Raw genomic sequence first — 19,661 nt, 5'->3', positions numbered from 1 at the left:
GACATGCTGACCCCGCAACATATCGACGCGCTGGCCGCTCGCCTGCGCGCCGCCGAACGCGAACGCGCGCCAATCAAACCGCTGCGCATGGAAATCGGCGAGCAGAACGCCGAAGACGCCTACGCGATCCAGCAGGCCAATGCGGCGCTGCGGCGCGAACGCGTGGTCGGCCGCAAGATCGGCCTGACCTCGCTCGCGGTGCAGCAGCAGCTCGGCGTCGACCAGCCGGACTTCGGCACGCTGTTCGCGTCGATGGCATACGGCGACGCCGAACCGATGAGCCTGTCGCAGCGGATCCAGCCGAAGGTCGAAGCGGAAATCGCACTCGTGCTCGAGCACGACCTCGTGCACGAGAAGCACACGTTCGCCGAACTGCAGCGCGCGACCGCGTACGCGCTTGCGGCGATCGAAGTCGTCGACAGCCGCATCGCGGGCTGGAACATCCGCTTCGTGGACACCGTCGCTGACAACGCGTCGAGCGCGCTGTTCGTGCTCGGCAGCCGGCCCGTGCTGCTGAAGGACGTCGATCTTGCCGGCTGCGAGATGACGCTCGCGTCGAACGGCGAAGTGCTGTCGCGCGGCAGCGGCACCGCGTGCCTTGGCAATCCACTGAACGCGGCCGCGTGGCTTGCCGACCGGATGGTGCGGCACGGCACGCCGCTGCGGGCGGGCGACGTGATCTTGACAGGCGCCCTTGGCCCGATGGTCGCGGTCACGCGCCCTGGCACGTTCACCGCGCAGATCGCCGGTCTCGGCAGCGTGCGCGCCACTTTCAACGAATGAGTATTTCCATGAGCGTTCAGAAACTCAAGGCCGCGATCATCGGTTCGGGCAACATCGGCACTGACCTTATGATGAAGATCATGCGGCATGCGAAGCATCTCGAAGTTGCCGCGATGGTCGGCATCGATCCGGCCTCGGACGGCCTCGCGCGCGCGGCGCGCCTAGGCGTCGCGACGACACCCGAAGGTGTCGAAGGCCTCGCGCGGCTGCCCGAATTCGACGACATCGACTTCGTGTTCGACGCGACGTCGGCCGGCGCACACGTGAAGAACGATGCGTTCCTGCGCACGCTGAAGCCAGGCATCCGCTGCATCGACCTGACGCCCGCGGCGATCGGTCCGTACTGCGTGCCGGTCGTGAACCTCGACGCGCATCTCGACGCGCCGAACGTGAACATGGTCACCTGCGGCGGCCAGGCAACGATTCCGATGGTCGCGGCCGTGTCGCGCGTCGCGAAGGCACATTATGCGGAGATCGTCGCGTCGATCAGCAGCAAGTCAGCCGGGCCCGGCACGCGCGCCAACATCGACGAATTCACCGAGACGACGTCGAAGGCGATCGGGGTGGTCGGCGGCGCCGCGCATGGCAAGGCGATGATCATCCTGAACCCGGCCGTGCCGCCGGTGATGATGCGCGACACCGTGTATGTGCTGTCGGAGCCAGCCGATCACGAGAAGATCGCCGCGTCGGTCGAAGCGATGGCGCGCGCGGTGCAGGCGTATGTGCCCGGCTACCGGCTGAAGCAGGCCGTGCAGTTCGACGAGATTCCCGCGTCCGCGCCGTTGAACATCCCGGGCCTCGGCCGCGTGAGCGGGCTGAAGACGTCGATCTTTCTCGAGGTCGAAGGTGCCGCGCACTATCTACCCGCGTACGCCGGCAACCTCGACATCATGACGTCCGCGGCGCTCGCGACTGCCGAGCGTATCGCGCAATCGATGCAACGCGTGAACGCTTAAGGAAGTTTCCCGATGAGCAAGAAACTCTACATCTCCGACGTGACGCTGCGCGACGGCAGCCACGCGATTCGCCATCAATACTCGATCCGCAACGTACAAGACATCGCGCGGGCGCTGGACAGGGCCAGGGTCGATTCGATCGAGGTCGCGCACGGCGACGGCCTGCAGGGATCGAGCTTCAACTACGGCTTCGGTGCGCACAGCGATCTCGAATGGATCGAGGCGGTGGCGGACGTCGTCGAGCACGCGAAGATCGCGACGCTGCTGCTGCCGGGCATCGGCACGATCCACGACCTGACGGCCGCGTACGACGCGGGCGCACGCGTCGTGCGCGTCGCGACGCACTGCACGGAAGCGGACATCTCGAAGCAGCACATCGAGCACGCGCGCGCGCTCGGCATGGACACGGTCGGTTTCCTGATGATGAGCCACATGACTACGCCGGAGAACCTTGCCGTCGAGGCGCAGAAGATGGAAAGCTATGGTGCGACCTGCATCTACGTCGTCGATTCGGGCGGCGCGCTCAACATGAACGACGTGCGCGATCGCTTCCGTGCGCTCAAGGCCATGCTGAAGCCCGAGACGCAGACGGGTATTCACGCGCATCACAACCTGAGCCTCGGCGTCGCGAACTCGATCGTTGCTGTCGAGGAAGGCTGCGACCGGATCGACGCGAGCCTCGCCGGCATGGGCGCCGGCGCCGGCAACGCGCCGCTCGAAGTGTTCATCGCGGCGGCCGGGCGTCTCGGCTGGAACCACGGCACGGATCTCTACACGCTGATGGACGGGGCCGACGACATCGTGCGCCCGCTGCAGGATCGTCCGGTGCGCGTGGACCGCGAGACGCTCGCGCTCGGCTATGCGGGCGTGTATTCGAGCTTCCTGCGCCATTCGGAAGCGGCCGCGAACAAGTACGGGCTGAAGACGGTCGACATCCTCGTCGAGCTCGGCCGCCGCCGGATGGTCGGCGGGCAGGAGGACATGATCGTCGACGTCGCGCTCGACCTTAAGCGCGCGCACTGCTGACGCCGCGAAGGGCTAACGCGGCGCGGCTCTTCGCAGGGCAAGTTCGAGCGCCGCATCTTCATCGACATCGCCGCAAAGAGCGATGCAACTTCCTATTGGAGACTTTTCATGAACACGCCGGAACACAGCCGCGCTGGCGGCGCACGCACGATCGGCTTATGCCTGCTCGTTGCATTCCTGGAAGGACTGGACCTGCAATCGGCCGGCATCGCCGCGCCAAGGATGGCGCATGAATTCGCACTGGGCGCCGCACAGATGGGTTGGGCGTTCGGCATCGGCGCGCTCGGTTTGCTGCCCGGCGCGGCGCTCGGCGGGCGGCTTGCGGACCGGCTCGGCCGCAGGCGCGTGCTGATGCTATCGGTCGCGCTGTTCGGCATCTTTTCGCTGGCGACCACGCGCGTGTGGAACTTCGAAAGCCTGCTCGCCGCGCGCTTCCTGACAGGCCTCGGGCTCGGCGCGGCAATGCCGAACCTGATCGCGCTGTGCTCCGAAGCGGCACTGCCGCAGCAGCGCAGCACCGCGGTCGGCGCGATGTACTGTGGAATGCCGTTCGGTGCAGCGATCGGCGCCGCGATCGGCGTCGTCAGCACCGATCCTGCCGGGTGGCGGCACGTGTTCTACGTTGGTGGAATCGGGCCGCTGCTGGTGCTGCCGATGCTCGCGCTGTGGCTGAACGAGTCCGTGCAATTCGTCGCGACGCGCGCGAACGCGGCGGACACGCCAATCGCGCGCGCGTTGTGGGGCGAACGCCGCGCTGCGACGACGGCCGCGCTGTGGGTGAGCTATCTCGGGACGCTCGTCGTGCTGTACTTCCTGCTCAACTGGCTGCCGTCGATGGTGATGACGCGTGGCCTCACGCATGCGCAGTCAAGCTTCGTGCAGGTGATGTTCAACGTCGGTGGCGGGATCGGTGCGATCGGCATCGCGAGCCTGATGGATCGGATCGGCCGGCGTCGCACGGTGGTCGGTATGTACGTCGGCATCGCGTGCGCGCTCGCGGTGTTGACCGGCGCAAAGGATGCCGCGTGGCTCGCCGCCGGCGGGCTGCTGTGCGGGATGTTCCTGGTCGGCGGGCAGTCGGTGCTGTATGCGCTCGCAAGCGCGATCTATCCGACGCGCATGCGCGGCACGGGCGTCGGCGCGGCTGTCGCGGTCGGGCGGTTCGGCTCGATTCTCGGGCCGTTCGTCGCCGGACAACTGCTGGCGCACGGCGAGAGCACGACGATGCTGATGGCGTCGAGTATTCCGCTCGTCGCCGTCGCGGCGTTGGCCGCGCTGACGGTCGTCGCAAGGGATCGGGCCGGCACGCCGGCGCTGGTAGCGGAGTAAGCAGCGGAGGAAGCGATGGAATAGCAGTTTCGGCAGGCGAAACGGGCCGGTCGCGCCGCTTCGCGATTTCAGATGCGGATGTGTAGGCGCGCATCCGCATGATCGACGCATGAACGAACGAGGGACGACATGATGCAGCAGGCACACACATTGACGGAAGAGAGCACGAGTCGTTTCGTGCAGGTGAAGGTGGGCGAGCACGACCTGAAGCTGCACTACAACGACGCGGGGCAGGGCCGCGAGACGGTCATGATGCTGCATGGCTCGGGGCCCGGTGCGAGCGGCTGGGCGAACTTCCATCGCAACGTCGGCGCGTTCGTCGACGCAGGCTATCGCGTCGTGTTGCTCGACTGCCCGGGCTGGAGCAAGAGCGACGCGATCGTCAACACGGGTTCGCGCTCGGAGCTCAACGCGCGTTCGCTGAAGGCGCTGCTCGACGCGCTCGACATCGAGCGCGTGAACATCGTCGGCAACTCGATGGGTGGGCATAGCGCTGTCGCATTCGCACTGCTGTTTCCACAGCAGGTCGACAAGCTTGTACTGATGGGCGGCGGAACAGGAGGACCCAGTCAATTCGTGCCTATGCCGACCGAAGGTATCAAACTGCTGCAAAAGGTGTACCGCGAGCCGACGCTAGACAACCTGAAGCAGATGCTGAACATCTTCGTGTACGACGCGACGAGCCTGACCGACGAGTTGATGCAGGCGCGTCTCGAGAACATTCTTGCGCGTCGCGACCATCTGGAGAACTTCGTGAAGAGTCTCGCAGCGAATCCGAAGCAGTTCACCGACTACGGTCCGCGCCTCGGTGAGATATCGGCGCCGGCCCTGGTGATTTGGGGACGCGATGATCGCTTTGTGCCACTCGATGTTGGCCTGAGGCTCGTGTGGGGAATGCAGAACGCTGAGTTTCACATCTTCAGCCGCTGCGGGCACTGGGCGCAATGGGAGCACGCAGAAAAATTCAACCGGATGGTCATCGAGTTTCTTGCCCCGTAATGGTCATTATCCGGCATGCCACTTTTGTGTACGTTTTCTCCTGCCGCATGGCTCACGATGCGGCAGGAGAAACAAAGGGGCCGTGCTTCGCTGTACTTTATTGCATCTATGGTTGGCGCCGCAGGCGAGATCTCGTCGCTGCAGGCGCGCAAGGCCACGCAACCTGCAGACGAACCCAAAAGCGATCGGTTGATTCGAAGCGAAGGCGAGCGGTGATATCAGAGACGAATCTGGTGACTTTCAATTGGCCGGTTTGCGATGTCTGCGACCATCCTGCTCCCTTCCGGTGCGCACTTACTGGTATCAGCCTGCGTGATATGATTCATAAAAATACAGCATTGGATTTATTTCTTGGCCGACGTCATGATTTCACCACTACACCGAATCAGGAATGTCATCATTGAAAATGAACGCCATTATCTGGCCTGAAGACTACGTGCCAGGCCATACCGAGAACTTTGCCTCCAACGAGACCATTGTTGCCGGCCTCTGCGCCGCTGACGTTTGGCCTTTGCTCAGCACGCCTTCTCTGTGGCCCACCTATTACACGAATTCGGCTAACGTGCGCATCTACGACGGCAAGGGCCCGGAACTAGCCGACGGTGACCGCTTCTACTTCGAAACGTTTGGCTTCCCTGTTGAAGCTCAATGCAACGAATATGTACCGCCCACCGCTGGGCAGCCCGGCCGGATAGCATGGCATGGTTGGGCCGGCGACGTAGGCTCCGACGTCCGTCTAGACGTGCACCACGCATGGCTGGTGGAAGACCTTGACGGCGAGCGCGTACGAATCCTGACTCAGGAGACGCAGAAGGGCAAGCCGGCACTGCAGTTGCGCGACACGAAGCCGAACCCGATGATCAACGGTCATCAGGACTGGCTCGACGGCATCGTTGCAGCGGCGCGCAAGGCGAAAGGAAGGAAGCCGTAAGCGCTCCACGCGCGGCAACGTGCAAGGGCGCTGCCGTGCGCTGAGCTACCGTGCTATAGCCCTAGCGTGCGGGTGCGGGTCCGAGCACGAGAAACACAGATCGTTAGCGATGACTGGGCGCGGTGTTCCTCTTCTGACAACACGTAGTCTTGGTGATCTGCGTCGCTCCAGCATCGCGATCGGCCAGCTCACGCACCAAGTCGGAAGCGCGCCACCGGACTCGTCGTCAAAGTGAAGCCAAACCGAGTCACCAGATTCTGTCAATCTCTCATAGAACGCAGTGAGTGTCCCACCCCGTGTGCAATACAGCAGTGACCAGATCCTCTAATACGACTGGCACCATCGGATCATGGAAAGAATCGGTTTGATCCCGATTCCTCCTGCGATGGAACGGTAATGTCTCGCATCCCCGACAAGCGGAATTTTGTTGCGCGGCGAACTCGCACGCAAGTTGGACCTGACGCGCACATGCTCATTCATCGAAAGAGACCCGCCTCGGCTGTTCGCCGCATGTCCACTCTTTACGGTGCAACGTCCGGACACGGAACTCGTACTCTGCTGCTCTGCTTGCGGAATACTCGCCTTCTAAGCGGACAGCGGTGTACGGCGCGGTTGACTGCACGCGCCCGACGGGGGCGACGGCGGACTTCCTGGGGCGTGACAACCAGACTGGCGTTGCGGTGGGACTTCGCAATGTCTTTTGACTGCCGGAATATCTTAGTGGTCTTGACTCGCGGTGAACGTTATTCTTAGTCGGAGAGGAGCGCAGCTTGGGCGCTGCGCCCTTTAGATTTCCGGCAATTTGAGCTAAGGAGTTGAGCGCGGTTCCAACGTGTCAATGATCGCCGCTATGGAGCCAGCTCAGGATCGGCGTAAAGGAGCCAGCAGATGATCGCCATAATGGCGCCACGTCAGGATCGCCGTAAAGGCGCCACCCGATGATCGGCGTAATGGCGCCACCCACGCCGTAACGGGAACGCGTTTCGAACTTCCATCAACTGGTTACCCTTCGGGCTTTTGCCTGGAGGGGCCGTGAGTAACCGGAGGTTCGAAGTGTTTGAGTACCGACAAGCCCTCGTGCGCATGCGCCAGGGCGATTCCGACCGCGACATCGCCCGCACCGGGCTGATGGGCCGCAAGAAGCTGGCGACGGTTCGCCAGACTGCCCTCCAGCATGACTGGCTCGACGCCGCCCGCCCCCTCCCTGACGACACCGTGCTGGCCAGCATGTTCGGCCGCCATCCACACCTGCCGAGCACCTGCGTCTCGACGCTGGAGCCGTTTCGCGAGCTGATCACGCAGTGGTTCCACGCCGACATCCAGGGCACTACGATCCATAGCGCGCTCAAGCGCAATCACGGCTATACCGGCAGCTACTCGGCCGTCCGGCGCTTCCTCCAGGCGCTGACTCTCGAACGCGGCGTGCGGGCCACCACCGTGCTGGACTTCGCACCGGCCGATGCCGCCCAGGTCGACTTCGGCGCCGGGCCGACACTGCTCGATCCCGCCGGCAACCCGATCAAGACCTGGTTCTTCGTCGCCACGCTATGCTGGTCACGTCATCAGTATGCCGAACTGATTCTCGACCAGACCGTGTCGACCTGGCTCGCCTGCCATCGCCGCGCCTTCAACTGGTGGGGCGGGCGGCCGGCCCGCATCGTGATCGACAACGCCAAGTGCGCGATCACCCGGGCCTGCCTGTACGACCCCGAGGTCCAGCGCTCGTACGCCGAACTGGCCGAAGGCTACGGCTTCCGGATCGACCCTTGCCCGCCGCACGATCCGCAGAAGAAGGGCATCGTCGAGTCGGGCGTCAAGTACATCAAGAAGTCCTTCCTGCCGCTGCGCACGTTCCGCGATCTCGCCGACGCCAACCGCCAGTTGCACGAATGGATCATGAGCGAGGCCGGCAACCGCATCCACGGCACCACGCGCGAGCAGCCGCTGGCACGCTTCGCACTCGAGCGGCCCTTGCTGGCGGCCTTGCCCGACGTGCCGCCCGTTCTGGCCGAATGGGTCAAGCTCGTCGTGCATCGCGACTGCCATGTGCAGTTCCGCCGCGCCATGTACTCGGTGCCGTGCAGGCTGGTCGGCCAGACCCTCTGGCTCAAGGCGACCGACACCTGCGTGCAGGTGTTCCGCGAGCATGAGCTGGTCGCCACGCATCCGCGGCTGCATCGCGCCGGCGCGCGCTCGACCGTGCGCGATCACCTGCCGCCCGAAGCCCAGGCCTGGCAGATGCACGATCCGCAGTGGTGTCTGGCCGAGGCCCGGCGCATCGGCCCCGCCTGCCATGCCGTGATCCTCGCCCTGTTCAACGATCAGGTGCTGGTCAACCTGCGCGGCGCGCAAGGCATCCTGCGGCTCGAATCGAAGGTCGGCGTCGCCCGGCTGGAGGCCGCCTGCCAGCGCGCGATGGCCTTCAGCAGCCCACGCTACCGGACCATCAAGACGATTCTCGACAAGGGCCTCGATCAACTCGCCGAGGCCGCCCAGCCCGCACTGATCGACCTCGCCGACACCTATGCCACCGGCGGCCGCTTCTGCCGCGACCTGCCTTCCATGATGAGCCACTGAGACCCCACCATGAATCCGATTCCCGAACTGAGCCCGATGCTCAAACAACTGCGCCTGTCCGGCATCCTCGACTCGCTCGAGCAACGCAACCGCCAAGCCATCGACGGCAAGCTCGCCTACACCGAGTTCCTGGCCCTGCTGATCCAGGACGAGATCGCCCGGCGCGATAACCGCAAACTCACGACACGCCTCGCGCGCGCCAGCTTCCGGCCCGGCAAGACGCTCGAATCGTTCGACTTCGACCGCTTGCCCAAACTCAACCGCGCCCTCATCCAGGATCTCGCGACCGGGCGCTATCTGCAGGAGAACGCCAACGTGCTGATCGCCGGGCCCACCGGCGTCGGCAAGTCGCATCTGGCCCAGGCGCTCGGCCACTGCGCTGCCCGGCAGGGCCACGACGTCCTGTTCCTCACCCAGACCAAGCTGCTCAACACCCTGCACGCCGCGCGGGCCGTGGGCAACTACGAGCGGCGTCTGCAGCAACTGGTTCGCGTGCCGCTCATCATCGTCGACGACTTCGCGCTCAAGCCCATTGCCGCTCCGCACGACGAGGCCTTCCACGATCTCGTCGCCGAGCGCTACGAGCGCCGAGGCGCCATGATCCTGACCAGCAACCTCGACTTCACCGAGTGGGGCGATGCCTTCCCCGCCAACCGCATGCTCGGCGCCGCGACCCTCGACCGGCTCCGTCACGGCGCCTACCGCATCATCCTCGACGGCGACAGTTTCCGCGTGCCCAAAAACATGCCGGAATCGCCCGTTTTAGGCGTTGAAAAACGGGCCAAAAACCAGCATTCTTGACGCCGTTCGAAACTGCGTTTCCGGACCCTTCCAACTGGCGCCTTTACGCCGATCTTCCCCGGCTCCATTACGCCGATCCGTGACACAACGATCGCCGCTACGCGCGATAGCAGCACTCCGTAGATGTGAGATCAAGATCGCTCATCAAATCGGGCAGAACCGACGCGCAGGCCGGCTCGTGATCAACAGATACGCAGATGCTGGTCCGACTAGGTACATCAAGTGTTCCTGTTGGTGGCTCGTTTGCGCGGCGGCTTTGTCGTGTCGTCATGACACGTCTCAAACATCAGCTCGCGCAGCCACTTTTGTGCGGGGTCGCGGTGGCTACGTTCATGCCAAACAGCGAGTTTGGTAAATCCCGGAATTTCCAACGGCGGCTCTAGCAGCGTCAGCCCAGCTTCGCTAGCGACGAGGCGCTCGGGCGCGACTGCGACTAGATTGCTGGCGCGAAGGATGTTCGGCAGAACCAGGAAATTTTTTACCGATAGGCTGACGCGGCGCTGCCTGCCGCACTTGGCAAGCGCGTCATCGGTGACGCCGCTGAAACTCCCGCCGTAGTAGGACACAATCGCGTGGTCGAGCGCACAGAAGCGGTTGAGTGTCAGCCTGGATCGAGTTGCCGGGTGGTCGGTACGCATCACGCAGACGTATCGTTCCTCAAAAAGCCGGCGCGCGTGGAGATCGGGTGGCGTCATTTCCGGCGTGATCAAAGCAAGGTCTACCTCGCCACGTTCGAGTCGCGTCTGTAGGTCACCACCTTCAACCGGCACTAGCGCAACGCGGATACGTCGAGAACGCTCTTTTAGTGCTGAAAGGAAGGGGACCGCGATCGCGCTTTGCGCGTAATCAGTTGCCGCGATCGTCAGCGTAAATTCCGCAGTCTGTGGGTCGAAGTCTGGAGGGCTCAGCAAAGCTCCGACCTCGTTCATGACTTGCTTAAGAGCCTTTGATAGTCCCAATGCCCTTTGCGTGGGCGTGATGCCGCGCTGAGCCCGGACGAACAGTGGATCTCCAAAGGTGTCACGTAAGCGCGTCAACATCCCGCTCATTGCCGGCTGCGTGACCCCCATTCTGGCAGCAGCACGCGTCACGTTGCGCTCGTCCAACAAGGCGTCCAGCGCCTTGAGTAAATTGAGATCGAGATTCCTGATATCACGCATAGTTATCGGGAAAAAGTCGAATACTAACGTGGCTTTCCGGTACGCGTCTCGATCTTTGTCCGCATGTAAGTTTGAGGGACGCTAGCGCAGGCGCCAGTGATTGGGCCAGCCATGACAATTGTTTCGGCAATGCCATTGCATGGTCGAAAGCGGAAGGCACGGGCGCGGGCATATGTTTCACTTTACATAATTAACACTCTCGCCGGAGAGAGAGGCGTTGGGCCATTTGCGGCCGCGCGCTCCTACGTGTCTACATTGTTCAGTAAATCGTGGCGGCGTGTAGGGAGAGTTCTGAACGTAGCCGGGCCAACGGGAATAACTTTGGGGGCATCTTGTCGGAAATTTGCTCGGAGCCCCTTTGCCGACAACGCATTGCCGCCGATAATAGAGTGCCGCTGGAGCAAATGTGGGTAGGATCGTGGGTAGTGCGCACTCTGCGATCGTGGGAGTCTTACCTGGCGGGCCAGTACGAGCGGTGGTTGTAGTTGGCTGCCTGAGTTGACGACTACAAGGGCTTCCCCGTTAAACGCAAGCGCCCGACGTGGTTTTTATTGCTACTTGCTGCCTTGCCGACGTCGTGTGAGACGGTGAAGGACTGCGGTACTACAACCGGTCATGTTGGGCCAATAGCCCGGACCCTGATGAAAGACGCGCGCGAGGACATCAGGGCCAGACGGCCGGCATCGTAAGCGGGCGTATTCATGCTGCCACCTGCTTGCCCAGCAGCGCGTCATAGCAGCTTGCAGGCGGAATCTCGACATTGACCACCGGGCAGTCGACCTGGCGCGGCGTAAATTCCTCGCGCAACGCCTTGAGATCCGGCAACCCGCCGTCCACTAGCAATGCGTTGAGGCGTGCGGCCAGCACGGCTTCGACGCCATTGAGCGCGGCAAGCTCAAGCAAGACCGACCATCGTCCGGCACGCATCGCGCGGCGTTAACCGTGCCTCAAGCTGTTCCCACGTCCGGCGATAGGCCTCACGCGGAAACAGTTCGTCGCGAAACGCGAGTCCCTTGAAGGCCTGCGGCTTGCGCTTGCGGCCCTCGATGAAGCGCCGGTAATCAAGGCAAGGGCGCAGCGGTTGTCGTCGGCACGCGAGCCGCGCGGTGTGCTGGCCGCGCGCGGTCGCCATCCCGAGCTTCGACATGGTTTGGCAAGTATTGACGGATCCCATGTCGATCGATATGCTAACGTTAGCATTCGGTCGTAATGGGCGAATTTTTCGAGTGTGACCGGTGACTAGCCACACGTTAATACATTATTCGGACCTGCAAGGCGGAAGCCTATGGATACGCTCCAATGCATGCGCATCTTCGCGCGAGTCGCAATCGAAGGTGGTTTTGCGTCTACCGCACGCAAGCTGAACTTGGCGACTCCGGTCATCTCCCGTGCCGTGTCACATCTCGAGAGTCACCTCGGCACGCGCCTCCTGAATAGAACGACGAGAAACGTGGTGCTCACGGAGGCGGGCGAGCGGTACTTGCGTCGCTGCCGGGCGATTCTTGCGAGCATCGACGAAGCGGAAACGGAGGCGGGCTCGGCGATGCAGCGTCCGTCCGGACGCTTGCGGGTGCATGCGCTTTCGAGCTTCGGACATCACCTCGTCGTCCCGGCGGTCTTGAAGTACCAGCAACAGTTCCCGCTGCTGAGCGTCGAGCTGACGCTGTCGAGCGCGGTGCCCAACGTGCTGGAGGAGGGCTACGATGCTTCGATCGTCCTTGCTCCGGAGCTGCCTGATTCCGGTCTGGTCAGCGTGCTGCTCGGCAGCATCTCCGGGATCATTTGCGCATCGCCGGATTATCTGGCGGCTCACGGCGAACCCGGGCAGCCGTGCGAGTTGAATGCGCATCAATGCCTGCAATTGACGACACCCGTTTTCCCGGTGGACAAATGGGTGTTTGCCGGCACGGGAACGCCGTATGCCGTCGACATCGGTGCTGCGCGCTTTGCTGTCAACGTTGTCGAGGCACTGGAGCCTGCGGTACGGAGCGGTCTAGGCATCGCGATCCTGCCGTGGGCCGTCGCCCTGCCTGGTTTGGCCTCGGGTGCGCTAGTGAGGGTGATGCGGGATTATGAAGTCCAGCCGGTCAACGTCTATGCACTCTATCCATCGCGGCAGTTTCTCGATGCGAAGATTCGCGCGTGGATCGAGTTCCTTCGCGAAGATCTGCCGACGCGGTTTGATGCAGACAAGCGCGCGCTGGCGAATCTGTACGACGCGTGATTCGCATGTACCGGCGGCGCGATGCGATCGCTCATTGTCGTTTGCAACTCGTGCATACGTGACCGCGACTATCGACCTGCGCATCCCGCCCGGCCTTGATTGACATCATCGCGTTCCCGATTCCGACGTGCCTTCGCGTTGGCCACCATAGCCCGGCGCCGAATGGTCTGTGCCGTGGCGTGCGAGCTGCGCCTCGGCGGCCCGCATGCCGACTGGATAGTCGGTGCCGCTGCCCGTCGGATTGTATCCCGCCTGTTCGAGGCGGGCGAGTTCAGCCTTGACTTGCGCGCGCGTGACGGGCCCATCCGTTTGGGCAAACGAAATGGCCGGTGCGCCGAGCGCGCCGATCATCACCACGATTCCGATCGTCGATTTCATATTGTTGGTCCTCAAGGCTTGTCATCCATGCCAGCCGCGGCGAGATTGCCGCAACGCATGAGAGCAGTGTAGAGAGACCGTCGATCGGGGTAAATACTTAGGAGGTGGAATTCACCGTTGTCTTTCGCGACTGCAATTCCCAGCGGGAGCAAAAGCAGGCCGCCGGTGCTTCATCGTGCTCGACAAGCCCAAATGAACGGGCCAGCGCGACGGCTGGCCCAAGGCGACACAACGAAAATCAGGAAGGACATGCGCCACTGCTACGGACGCACGCCGATCCAGTTGGAATCAAGGAATCACGACGTAATTGCTGAACCCTCCTTCACGATCCTTCAATCCGGAGATCGCTTCATTGACACGTGAAAGCGGGAAACGGCGATGCTCGAGGTATGACAGATCGATGGCCCCGGTCTGGACCATATCGGCCATTTCCTGACCTTGCGCGGTCGTGAACCAGTTCGAGCCAATCAGATGGACCTGCTCGTCCATCAGCCATTTCACGTCGATCGGCAGGTCCTCCGCGACGCCGCCGACGTTGACGATCTTCCCGCCCCGTCGCACGCCCTTCATCGAATCGATCATCGTGGCCGCAGGGGCCTTCGCGCCAAGCGCGCTGATCACGAAATCGGCCCCTTCTCCGCCAGTCAGCGACTTCGCCCAATCGCCGACTGACCCTTCCCCGAGACGCATGACTTCAATGCGCTCGGGCGCGAGCGCCTTGACGCGTTCAAGCAGGCGCTGATCGCGCCCGGTCCCAAGAATGCGTGTCAGTCCCATCGCAAGCCCGAGCACCGTCGCGGCGACACCGAGTGTGCCCGTCACGCCATCGATCAACGCAACCTGCCCGGGGCCGGCACCGGCATTTTTCAATGCACCATACGACGTGCCCAGATAGCCGAACCGCCCGGCCTGCTCGAAACTCAGGTTATCGGGAATGTTGACGATCGCATACTCGGGCGCGGTCATGTACTCGCTGAAACCGCCATAGGGGTAAAGGTCGAAGATGCGCTGTCCGTCCCGGCTCGTACTGAAGTAGCCGTTGAGCGTGTAATAGCGACACTCGCTGCGTCGGCCGGCGCGGCATGCCTTGCAGGAACCGCACGAGCGCAGCGGGCTCACGTAGACCCGATCGCCCGGCTTGACGTTGATGACAGCCTCGCCGACTTCCTCGACGATGCCGGCAGGATCGAGGCCGAAAATCGCGGGAAACTTCGGCAGTGGCTGATGTGGGAACCAGATGGGCCAGTTGTTGATCACGTTGGCCATGTTCGGCACGATGCCGCAAGCCTTGACCCGGACGAGCACGTCGGTCGGTCTCGGCTTGGGAACGGGAATGGTGTCGAGTGTCATCGGCGTGCCGAGAGCATGCAGCCGTGCGGCAACCATCGTTCTTTCCATAGTGTCCTCTTCCATGTGAATTTTTTCCGCGTGGCTTTCGTGTGCAATATGGCGCCGGCGGACGCGCGCGGCATCGTGCGGATGCAGTCTGAGCGTGTTGAGATCGCCCCGCGCGCATATACGTTCAACGTGTTATCGACCTGTCAAGCAGTCGGGCAAAATCAGCGGTAGCTCTCCTCCAGTTCGATCGCAAGGGCGCCCATGATGCGCACGCCCGAGTTGTACCAGGCAATGTTCAGCGCCAGTTCGACCAGCTGGCGCTCGTTCAGGAACGCAGCGACATTTCGCCAGACGGCGTCGCTCACGTTGACCTTCAACGTGCATTCCTTTGCCACGGCCATCACCGCGCGTTCCTCGTCATCGAAAAGCGGTGACGCTTCGAAATCGGGAATGGCCTCGAGCTGCGCCTCGCTGATACCGGCTTTCAGCCCATGCGATTGATGATGGGCAATCTCGTACTCCGATCCCGCGCAGTGTCCGACGGTCAGGATCGCGAGTTCGCGCAACTTGGGGCTGATCGACGATGCGCGGATCGCGTTTGCATACGAGAGAAATTCCTGCAGAATCGCCGGAGCGTTCGCAAGCGCCCGGAAAATGTTCGCGGTGGGGACTTTGCGTTCACGTTCGAGCCTGTCGAAGAGCGTGTCGTCGATGCCCGCGAGATCGGAGCGCTGGAGGTATTTGACGCGTGCCATGGGTACGTGATCCTTGTTCAATGTTGGGCCGCAAGCGCTTTTTGCACATAACGCTCGAGTGTCTCGGGGTTAGGCTTGTTGCGTGTCTCGACGAGTGCCGCGCCCTCGAATTTCGATGCCTCAAAGTACCAGCGGTGCGACGCCGGCATGCCCCAGCGCACGCTCGTATTGAGCGAGCCCGCGTCCCACCGGACGGGTTCGATCTCGATATCGATCGTCTGATAGTGGCCGTCGCACAATTCGACGCGATGGCCGTCGGGGTCACGCAGGTAGACGAAAAGCATGCCGCCCGGGCCATGGCGGCCGGGGCCGCGCTCTACTTCATGCGCATAGCCGTAGATCCCCGCAAGGTCGCACGCGGTGAAGATGTCGTGCGACTCGGGAACGATGTATGCGAAATGATGCATGCAGGGGCCGTCGTTTTCGACGATGGCGAGATCGAGGCAGGTGCCTTTGCGGTACATGAAGGCGCCAAGGAGGCGTTCGCCGTGCGCGAGGTATTCCGAATTGCGGAATCCCAGCCTGCTGTAGAACGCACACGACGCGTAGGTATCGGGCGAGAAGATCTGGAAATGATCCAGCCGCTGTGCATGAGCGCCCTTGAACTTGTCGCGCTCGAGATACAGGCGCGGCCGCGTCTGCATCTGGGCGCACAGCTCGATCTTCGTTCCGAACGGATCCGACACGTGCAACGTCCTTCCCTGGAACGGAGCGTCCACCCATTCGGACGGCAGGCCCTCGGCCTTGAAGAAAGCGTAGGCGTCGTCGAGGTCCTCCTCCAGGAACACGCGAAACCCGATCCGTTTGCATGTGGATGCCTCATTCGATTGCACGAGCACCAGGCTGTGGTGACACGCCTCGGACAGTCCGCGCAGATAGCAGATGCCGTCGCCTTCCTCGGTTACGACGAGACCGACGATGTCGACATAGAATGCGCGGCTTTTCGCCAGGTCGGCGACATTGAGTACGATATGACTGGCGCGCGTGATGTTGAACGGCGGCCGATGATTGACTTCAGGCAACATGATGACCTCCTGATGATGAATGTGCAGGCAAGCTGTCTGTCTGGTTCTAATGCGATTCAATTCAGTGTTTCAGTTCGGGCGATCGCGGATCGGGAGCGCGGACCAGCCGCTGAATTGTGCGTCGCGTCCCAGCGCTTCTTCGATGCGCAGCACCTCGTTCCACTTCGCCATCCGCTCCGAGCGGGAGAACGAGCCGACCTTGAGTTGTCCGGCGTCCCAGCCAACGCTCAGGTGCGCAATGGTGACGTCTTCGGTTTCTCCCGAGCGTGCCGAAACGATGGTCCCGAAGCCGGCCGATTGGCCTGCGATGAGCGCGGCATGGGTCTCGGTGACGGTGCCGGCCTGGTTCGGCTTGATCAGGACGGCGTTGACCGCGCGTTGCGATGCGGCCAGCGCGACGCGCGCCGCATTCGTCACGAGAAAGTCGTCGCCAATGACCTGGCAGCGGGTACCGTAGCGTTGGGTGAACTCGCAAAAGCCCGTGGCATCGTCTTCGGCAAGCGGATCCTCGATCGAGAGGATCGGATAGGTATCGAGCCATCGACCGAGCATGTTGATCATGCCGTCGGTATCGAGCTCGCGACCATCGAGCGCAAGCGTATATCGGCCATTGCTGCCGAAATCGGAAGCCGCGATATCGAGCGAGATGCCGACCTGGTCCCCGGCGCGCAGACCCGTTTTGTCGATGGCCGCCACAAGCATGTCGAGCGCCTCTTCATTGCTGTCGAAGGCCGGCCAGTAACCGCCTTCGTCGGCCACCCCCTGCAGTTTGCCAGCCTGCTTCATCAGTGAGCCGGCGGCAAGATAGACCTCGGCGGTCCATTCGAGCGCTTCGCCGAAGCTGCTTGCGGCAGGGCACATGACCATGAAGTCCTGCACGTCCACGCGGCGCGACGCATGCGCGCCGCCACCGAAAATCTGTATCTCGGGCAGTGGCGTGCGAACGGTTTGCCGATCTCCGGCCAGATAACGCCAGAGCGGCAGGCCACTTGCCGCCGCGGCGGCATGCAGGATCGCCATCGATGTCGCGACGATCGCGTTGCCGCCCAGTCTGCTGCGGTTCGGCGTGCCGTCGAGATCGATCAGCCGCTGGTCGATTCGCGATTGCTCGCGGGCATCCATGCCACGCAGCGTCGACGCGATGTCGCCATTGATCTGGGCGATCGGCTGTGTGACGTCCAGGCCGCCGAATGCGCTGCCGCCGTCGCGCAGGTCGAGTGCCTCACCCGTGCCGGTGGACGCGCCGGCAGGTGCGATGGCGCGCCCGGTCGCGCCGCCTTTGAGCGTCACCTCGGCTTCCACGGTAGGCCGGCCGCGCGAGTCCCACACGCGGCGAGCACGCAGATGTTCGATTGTCGTATCGGTCATGAGAGTTCCGGTTGCTTCGTTCAAGTCTTGCCATGCCTGCAGGGCGCGGCGCTCAACGTCGGTCGCGCTGGTGCGCGCCGATCAGAATGAAAGCGAGCGTGGCGGGCCGATCGCTCTTGTTTCGCCACGCATGGCGGGTGCCGTTTTGCACGACGACGTCGTGCCTGCGCAGCAGCTCGGCGCAGCCGTTGTCGAGTTCGAGCCAGATTTCACCGTCGAGCACGATGCCGTAGTCGACAGTCGGCGTCGCATGCATGCCGTCGGCTTCGAACAGTTCGGCCAGCCCGGGACTGATGGCGAGGTTTTCCGCGACTGCCGCGCCGACATCGAACTCCGGCGAGAAATAGACGCTATCGGGCGGAAAGGTCACGACGAGGAAGCGCGTGCCGGACGGCTCGGGCACGATGCTCGCGACGGACGGGGTCGGATCCGTGCCGTCGAACGGCACGGCGGGCGCCGGGGCCGTTGCCCATACCAGGCGCGAGATCATGCCGGGGATGTGCTGAAACGCATCGGTGCGCGGAGGCATCACGTCGAGCGCGACGATCGAGGCGCCGTGATCGTCGGTGCCCGTGACGACCCGGCGGATAGCCTGTGGTACACCGTCAGAGAAAGTTTCGGGTTCCACGGTCGTTCTCCGTTGAAAGGTGAGGGTGTGTGCCTGAGACGCCTTTTCGCGAGCCTCTTCGCACGCTTCGTTGGGCCGAGTCAGGCGACATTCTTTTGGTGCTAACGTTAGCAAAAATTTTGGCAAAACCCGATTGTGCTTGTCAAGCGTGGATTACGCGTAAATTCGGATATTGACCGTTGTCTTCGATCGCTCAAGCACGTGCTTGACGGCTTAGCATGGCATTGCTAACGTTAGCAATTATGACGCCAAAAAAGGAGTGCCAACCGTGTCATCCGAACGTATCGTCAGATATTTGCTCGATGGAAGCATCTACTACGGGGTGGTGGAAGACGGCAGAACCATCGCACGCCTCGCGAACACGCCGTTCGCCGGCCTGCGCCGCAGCGGCGAAACCGATCGGCTCGACGCCGTTCGAATCCTGACGCCCGTGCCCGAACCCCGTGTGTTCGGTCTCGGCTACAACTACAGGGCGCATTCGAACGAGGTCGGCAAACCGGTCCCCGATCTGCCGGTGCTTTTCATGAAGCCCAGCACATCCGTGATCGGCCCCGGGGAATCGATCGTCTATCCCGCGGATGGGGAGAACGTCCATTTCGAAGGTGAACTGGTCGTCGTGATCGGTTCGCGCGCGCGGCATGTGTCCAAGGCGGACGCGCTCGACCATGTGCTTGGCTACACGTGTGGCAACGACGTCAGCGACAGGGTCTTGCAGCGCCGCGAAAGCGCGTTCGGCTGTCTGCTCGCGGGCAAGGGCTACGATACTTTTGCGCCGATCGGACCGGTCATCGTCACGGATATCGATCCGTCGAATCTGCAGGTCATTACACGCGTGAACGGCGAAGTCAGGCAAAACGGGAACACGGCGGATCTGTTGTTTCCCGTGCCTTATCTCATCGCCTATTTGAGCCGGTACATGACGTTGCTTCCGGGTGACCTGATCATGACGGGCACGCCCGCCGGCGTGGGGCCGCTCAAGGTCGGCGACGCAGTCGAAGTCGAAATTCCCGGAATCGGCATATTGCGCAACGACGTGATTGCCGAGGATCGTCCCGGCGCACCACGCCAGTGAATCGCGCGTCGCGCGCGACGTCCACGCAGGACCGCGCGGGCGTTGCGACGCGTGGGCCCAGGTGTTCATACGAAACAGATGAGTGAACCGTTCTCGAGGTGCGTGCCAGCTTGCGATCGGTGACAGGCGGAATCGACTGGGTATTCGAGAGCCGGAATGATCCGCCCAGCTGCGCGAGCGCGCCAGCCTGGGCGTGCATCCTACAAAACGCCGCTTCGGTGCGTTCGACAATGCGCCGGTGGCCATGTGTCGATTGCGCGTCCGCGTCATCGGCTCGTCCACGTATTTCCGCTGAAATCGTGGTTGACGCA

At 62.8% G+C, this 19,661-nt stretch carries 19 protein-coding genes; 10 read left to right on the top strand and 9 right to left on the bottom strand.

Going from position 1 to position 19,661, the window contains the following annotated elements:
• The first annotated feature begins 3 nt into the window (after positions 1-3).
• From DIE15_RS02905 to istB, 8 genes are all read left to right on the top strand, one after another.
• Positions 4-783 (top strand): fumarylacetoacetate hydrolase family protein, encoded by a 780-nt coding sequence (locus DIE15_RS02905; RefSeq protein WP_124501126.1) that lies wholly within the window; start codon positions 4-6, stop codon positions 781-783.
• 8 nt (positions 784-791) lie between these two features.
• The gene (locus DIE15_RS02900) at positions 792-1,739 is read left to right on the top strand and encodes an acetaldehyde dehydrogenase (acetylating) (RefSeq protein WP_124832317.1); all 948 of its coding nucleotides are present in this window, start codon (positions 792-794) and stop codon (positions 1,737-1,739) included.
• A gap of 12 nt (positions 1,740-1,751) precedes the next feature.
• Entirely contained in the window at positions 1,752-2,765 is a 1,014-nt protein-coding gene (dmpG, locus tag DIE15_RS02895; protein WP_124832316.1) for a 4-hydroxy-2-oxovalerate aldolase, read from the top strand.
• Between the two features lie 108 nt (positions 2,766-2,873).
• Entirely contained in the window at positions 2,874-4,094 is a 1,221-nt protein-coding gene (gene mhpT / locus DIE15_RS02890; RefSeq protein ID WP_124832315.1) for a 3-(3-hydroxy-phenyl)propionate transporter MhpT, read from the top strand.
• A gap of 132 nt (positions 4,095-4,226) precedes the next feature.
• On the top strand, positions 4,227-5,093 hold the full coding sequence (locus tag DIE15_RS02885; RefSeq protein WP_221624157.1) for an alpha/beta fold hydrolase: 867 nt from the start codon (positions 4,227-4,229) through the stop codon (positions 5,091-5,093).
• Positions 5,094-5,484: 391 nt separating this feature from the next.
• A complete protein-coding gene (locus tag DIE15_RS02880; protein ID WP_221624155.1) occupies positions 5,485-6,024 on the top strand; it encodes an SRPBCC domain-containing protein in 540 nt (179 codons plus the stop codon).
• A 1,053-nt stretch (positions 6,025-7,077) separates the two neighbouring features.
• Positions 7,078-8,601 carry an IS21 family transposase gene (gene istA, locus DIE15_RS02870; RefSeq protein WP_221624154.1) on the top strand — a complete coding sequence of 508 codons (1,524 nt, stop codon included), beginning with the start codon at positions 7,078-7,080 and terminating at the stop codon, positions 8,599-8,601.
• 9 nt (positions 8,602-8,610) lie between these two features.
• Positions 8,611-9,402: an IS21-like element helper ATPase IstB gene (istB, locus tag DIE15_RS02865; RefSeq protein WP_124832313.1), complete on the top strand. Its 792-nt coding sequence runs from the start codon at positions 8,611-8,613 to the stop codon at positions 9,400-9,402.
• A gap of 218 nt (positions 9,403-9,620) precedes the next feature.
• Here istB and DIE15_RS02860 read toward each other — a convergent pair whose 3' ends face one another.
• From DIE15_RS02860 to DIE15_RS38105, 3 genes are all read right to left on the bottom strand, one after another.
• Positions 9,621-10,562 carry a LysR family transcriptional regulator gene (locus DIE15_RS02860; RefSeq protein WP_124832312.1) on the bottom strand — a complete coding sequence of 314 codons (942 nt, stop codon included), beginning with the start codon at positions 10,560-10,562 and terminating at the stop codon, positions 9,621-9,623.
• Between the two features lie 699 nt (positions 10,563-11,261).
• Positions 11,262-11,465: a hypothetical protein gene (locus DIE15_RS38110; RefSeq protein ID WP_409364287.1), complete on the bottom strand. Its 204-nt coding sequence runs from the start codon at positions 11,463-11,465 to the stop codon at positions 11,262-11,264.
• A complete protein-coding gene (locus DIE15_RS38105) occupies positions 11,458-11,736 on the bottom strand; it encodes a hypothetical protein (RefSeq protein WP_409364286.1) in 279 nt (92 codons plus the stop codon). Before DIE15_RS38105 ends, DIE15_RS38110 begins: the two co-directional genes overlap by 8 nt.
• Before the next feature lie 111 nt (positions 11,737-11,847).
• Between DIE15_RS38105 and DIE15_RS02850 the strand changes: the two genes are divergently transcribed.
• Positions 11,848-12,786: a LysR family transcriptional regulator gene (locus DIE15_RS02850; protein ID WP_124832311.1), complete on the top strand. Its 939-nt coding sequence runs from the start codon at positions 11,848-11,850 to the stop codon at positions 12,784-12,786.
• A 105-nt stretch (positions 12,787-12,891) separates the two neighbouring features.
• Here DIE15_RS02850 and DIE15_RS02845 read toward each other — a convergent pair whose 3' ends face one another.
• The 6 genes from DIE15_RS02845 to DIE15_RS02820 form a co-directional block, all read right to left on the bottom strand.
• A complete protein-coding gene (locus tag DIE15_RS02845; RefSeq protein WP_057929645.1) occupies positions 12,892-13,164 on the bottom strand; it encodes a DUF4148 domain-containing protein in 273 nt (90 codons plus the stop codon).
• 288 nt (positions 13,165-13,452) lie between these two features.
• On the bottom strand, positions 13,453-14,577 hold the full coding sequence (locus DIE15_RS02840; RefSeq protein WP_260428168.1) for an alcohol dehydrogenase catalytic domain-containing protein: 1,125 nt from the start codon (positions 14,575-14,577) through the stop codon (positions 13,453-13,455).
• A gap of 146 nt (positions 14,578-14,723) precedes the next feature.
• Complete coding sequence (locus DIE15_RS02835) at positions 14,724-15,257, bottom strand: carboxymuconolactone decarboxylase family protein (protein WP_124832310.1); 534 nt, start codon at positions 15,255-15,257, stop codon at positions 14,724-14,726.
• A gap of 17 nt (positions 15,258-15,274) precedes the next feature.
• The gene (locus DIE15_RS02830; protein ID WP_260428167.1) at positions 15,275-16,342 is read right to left on the bottom strand and encodes a VOC family protein; all 1,068 of its coding nucleotides are present in this window, start codon (positions 16,340-16,342) and stop codon (positions 15,275-15,277) included.
• A gap of 9 nt (positions 16,343-16,351) precedes the next feature.
• Positions 16,352-17,650, bottom strand: a complete 1,299-nt coding sequence (gene eno / locus DIE15_RS02825) for a phosphopyruvate hydratase (RefSeq protein WP_124832309.1) — start codon at positions 17,648-17,650, stop codon at positions 16,352-16,354.
• 52 nt (positions 17,651-17,702) lie between these two features.
• Positions 17,703-18,404, bottom strand: coding sequence for a cupin domain-containing protein (locus DIE15_RS02820; RefSeq protein WP_260428166.1), 702 nt, complete (start codon positions 18,402-18,404; stop codon positions 17,703-17,705).
• A gap of 142 nt (positions 18,405-18,546) precedes the next feature.
• Between DIE15_RS02820 and DIE15_RS02815 the strand changes: the two genes are divergently transcribed.
• Positions 18,547-19,350, top strand: a complete 804-nt coding sequence (locus tag DIE15_RS02815; RefSeq protein ID WP_124832308.1) for a fumarylacetoacetate hydrolase family protein — start codon at positions 18,547-18,549, stop codon at positions 19,348-19,350.
• The last annotated feature ends 311 nt before the right edge of the window (positions 19,351-19,661 follow it).

It is taken from the genome of Burkholderia sp. Bp9031 (assembly GCF_003857965.1).
Taxonomy (GTDB): domain Bacteria; phylum Pseudomonadota; class Gammaproteobacteria; order Burkholderiales; family Burkholderiaceae; genus Burkholderia; species Burkholderia ambifaria_A.
The sequence above is the reverse complement of the archived record's forward strand: the minus strand, read 5'-3'. Positions and strand labels throughout refer to the sequence as shown.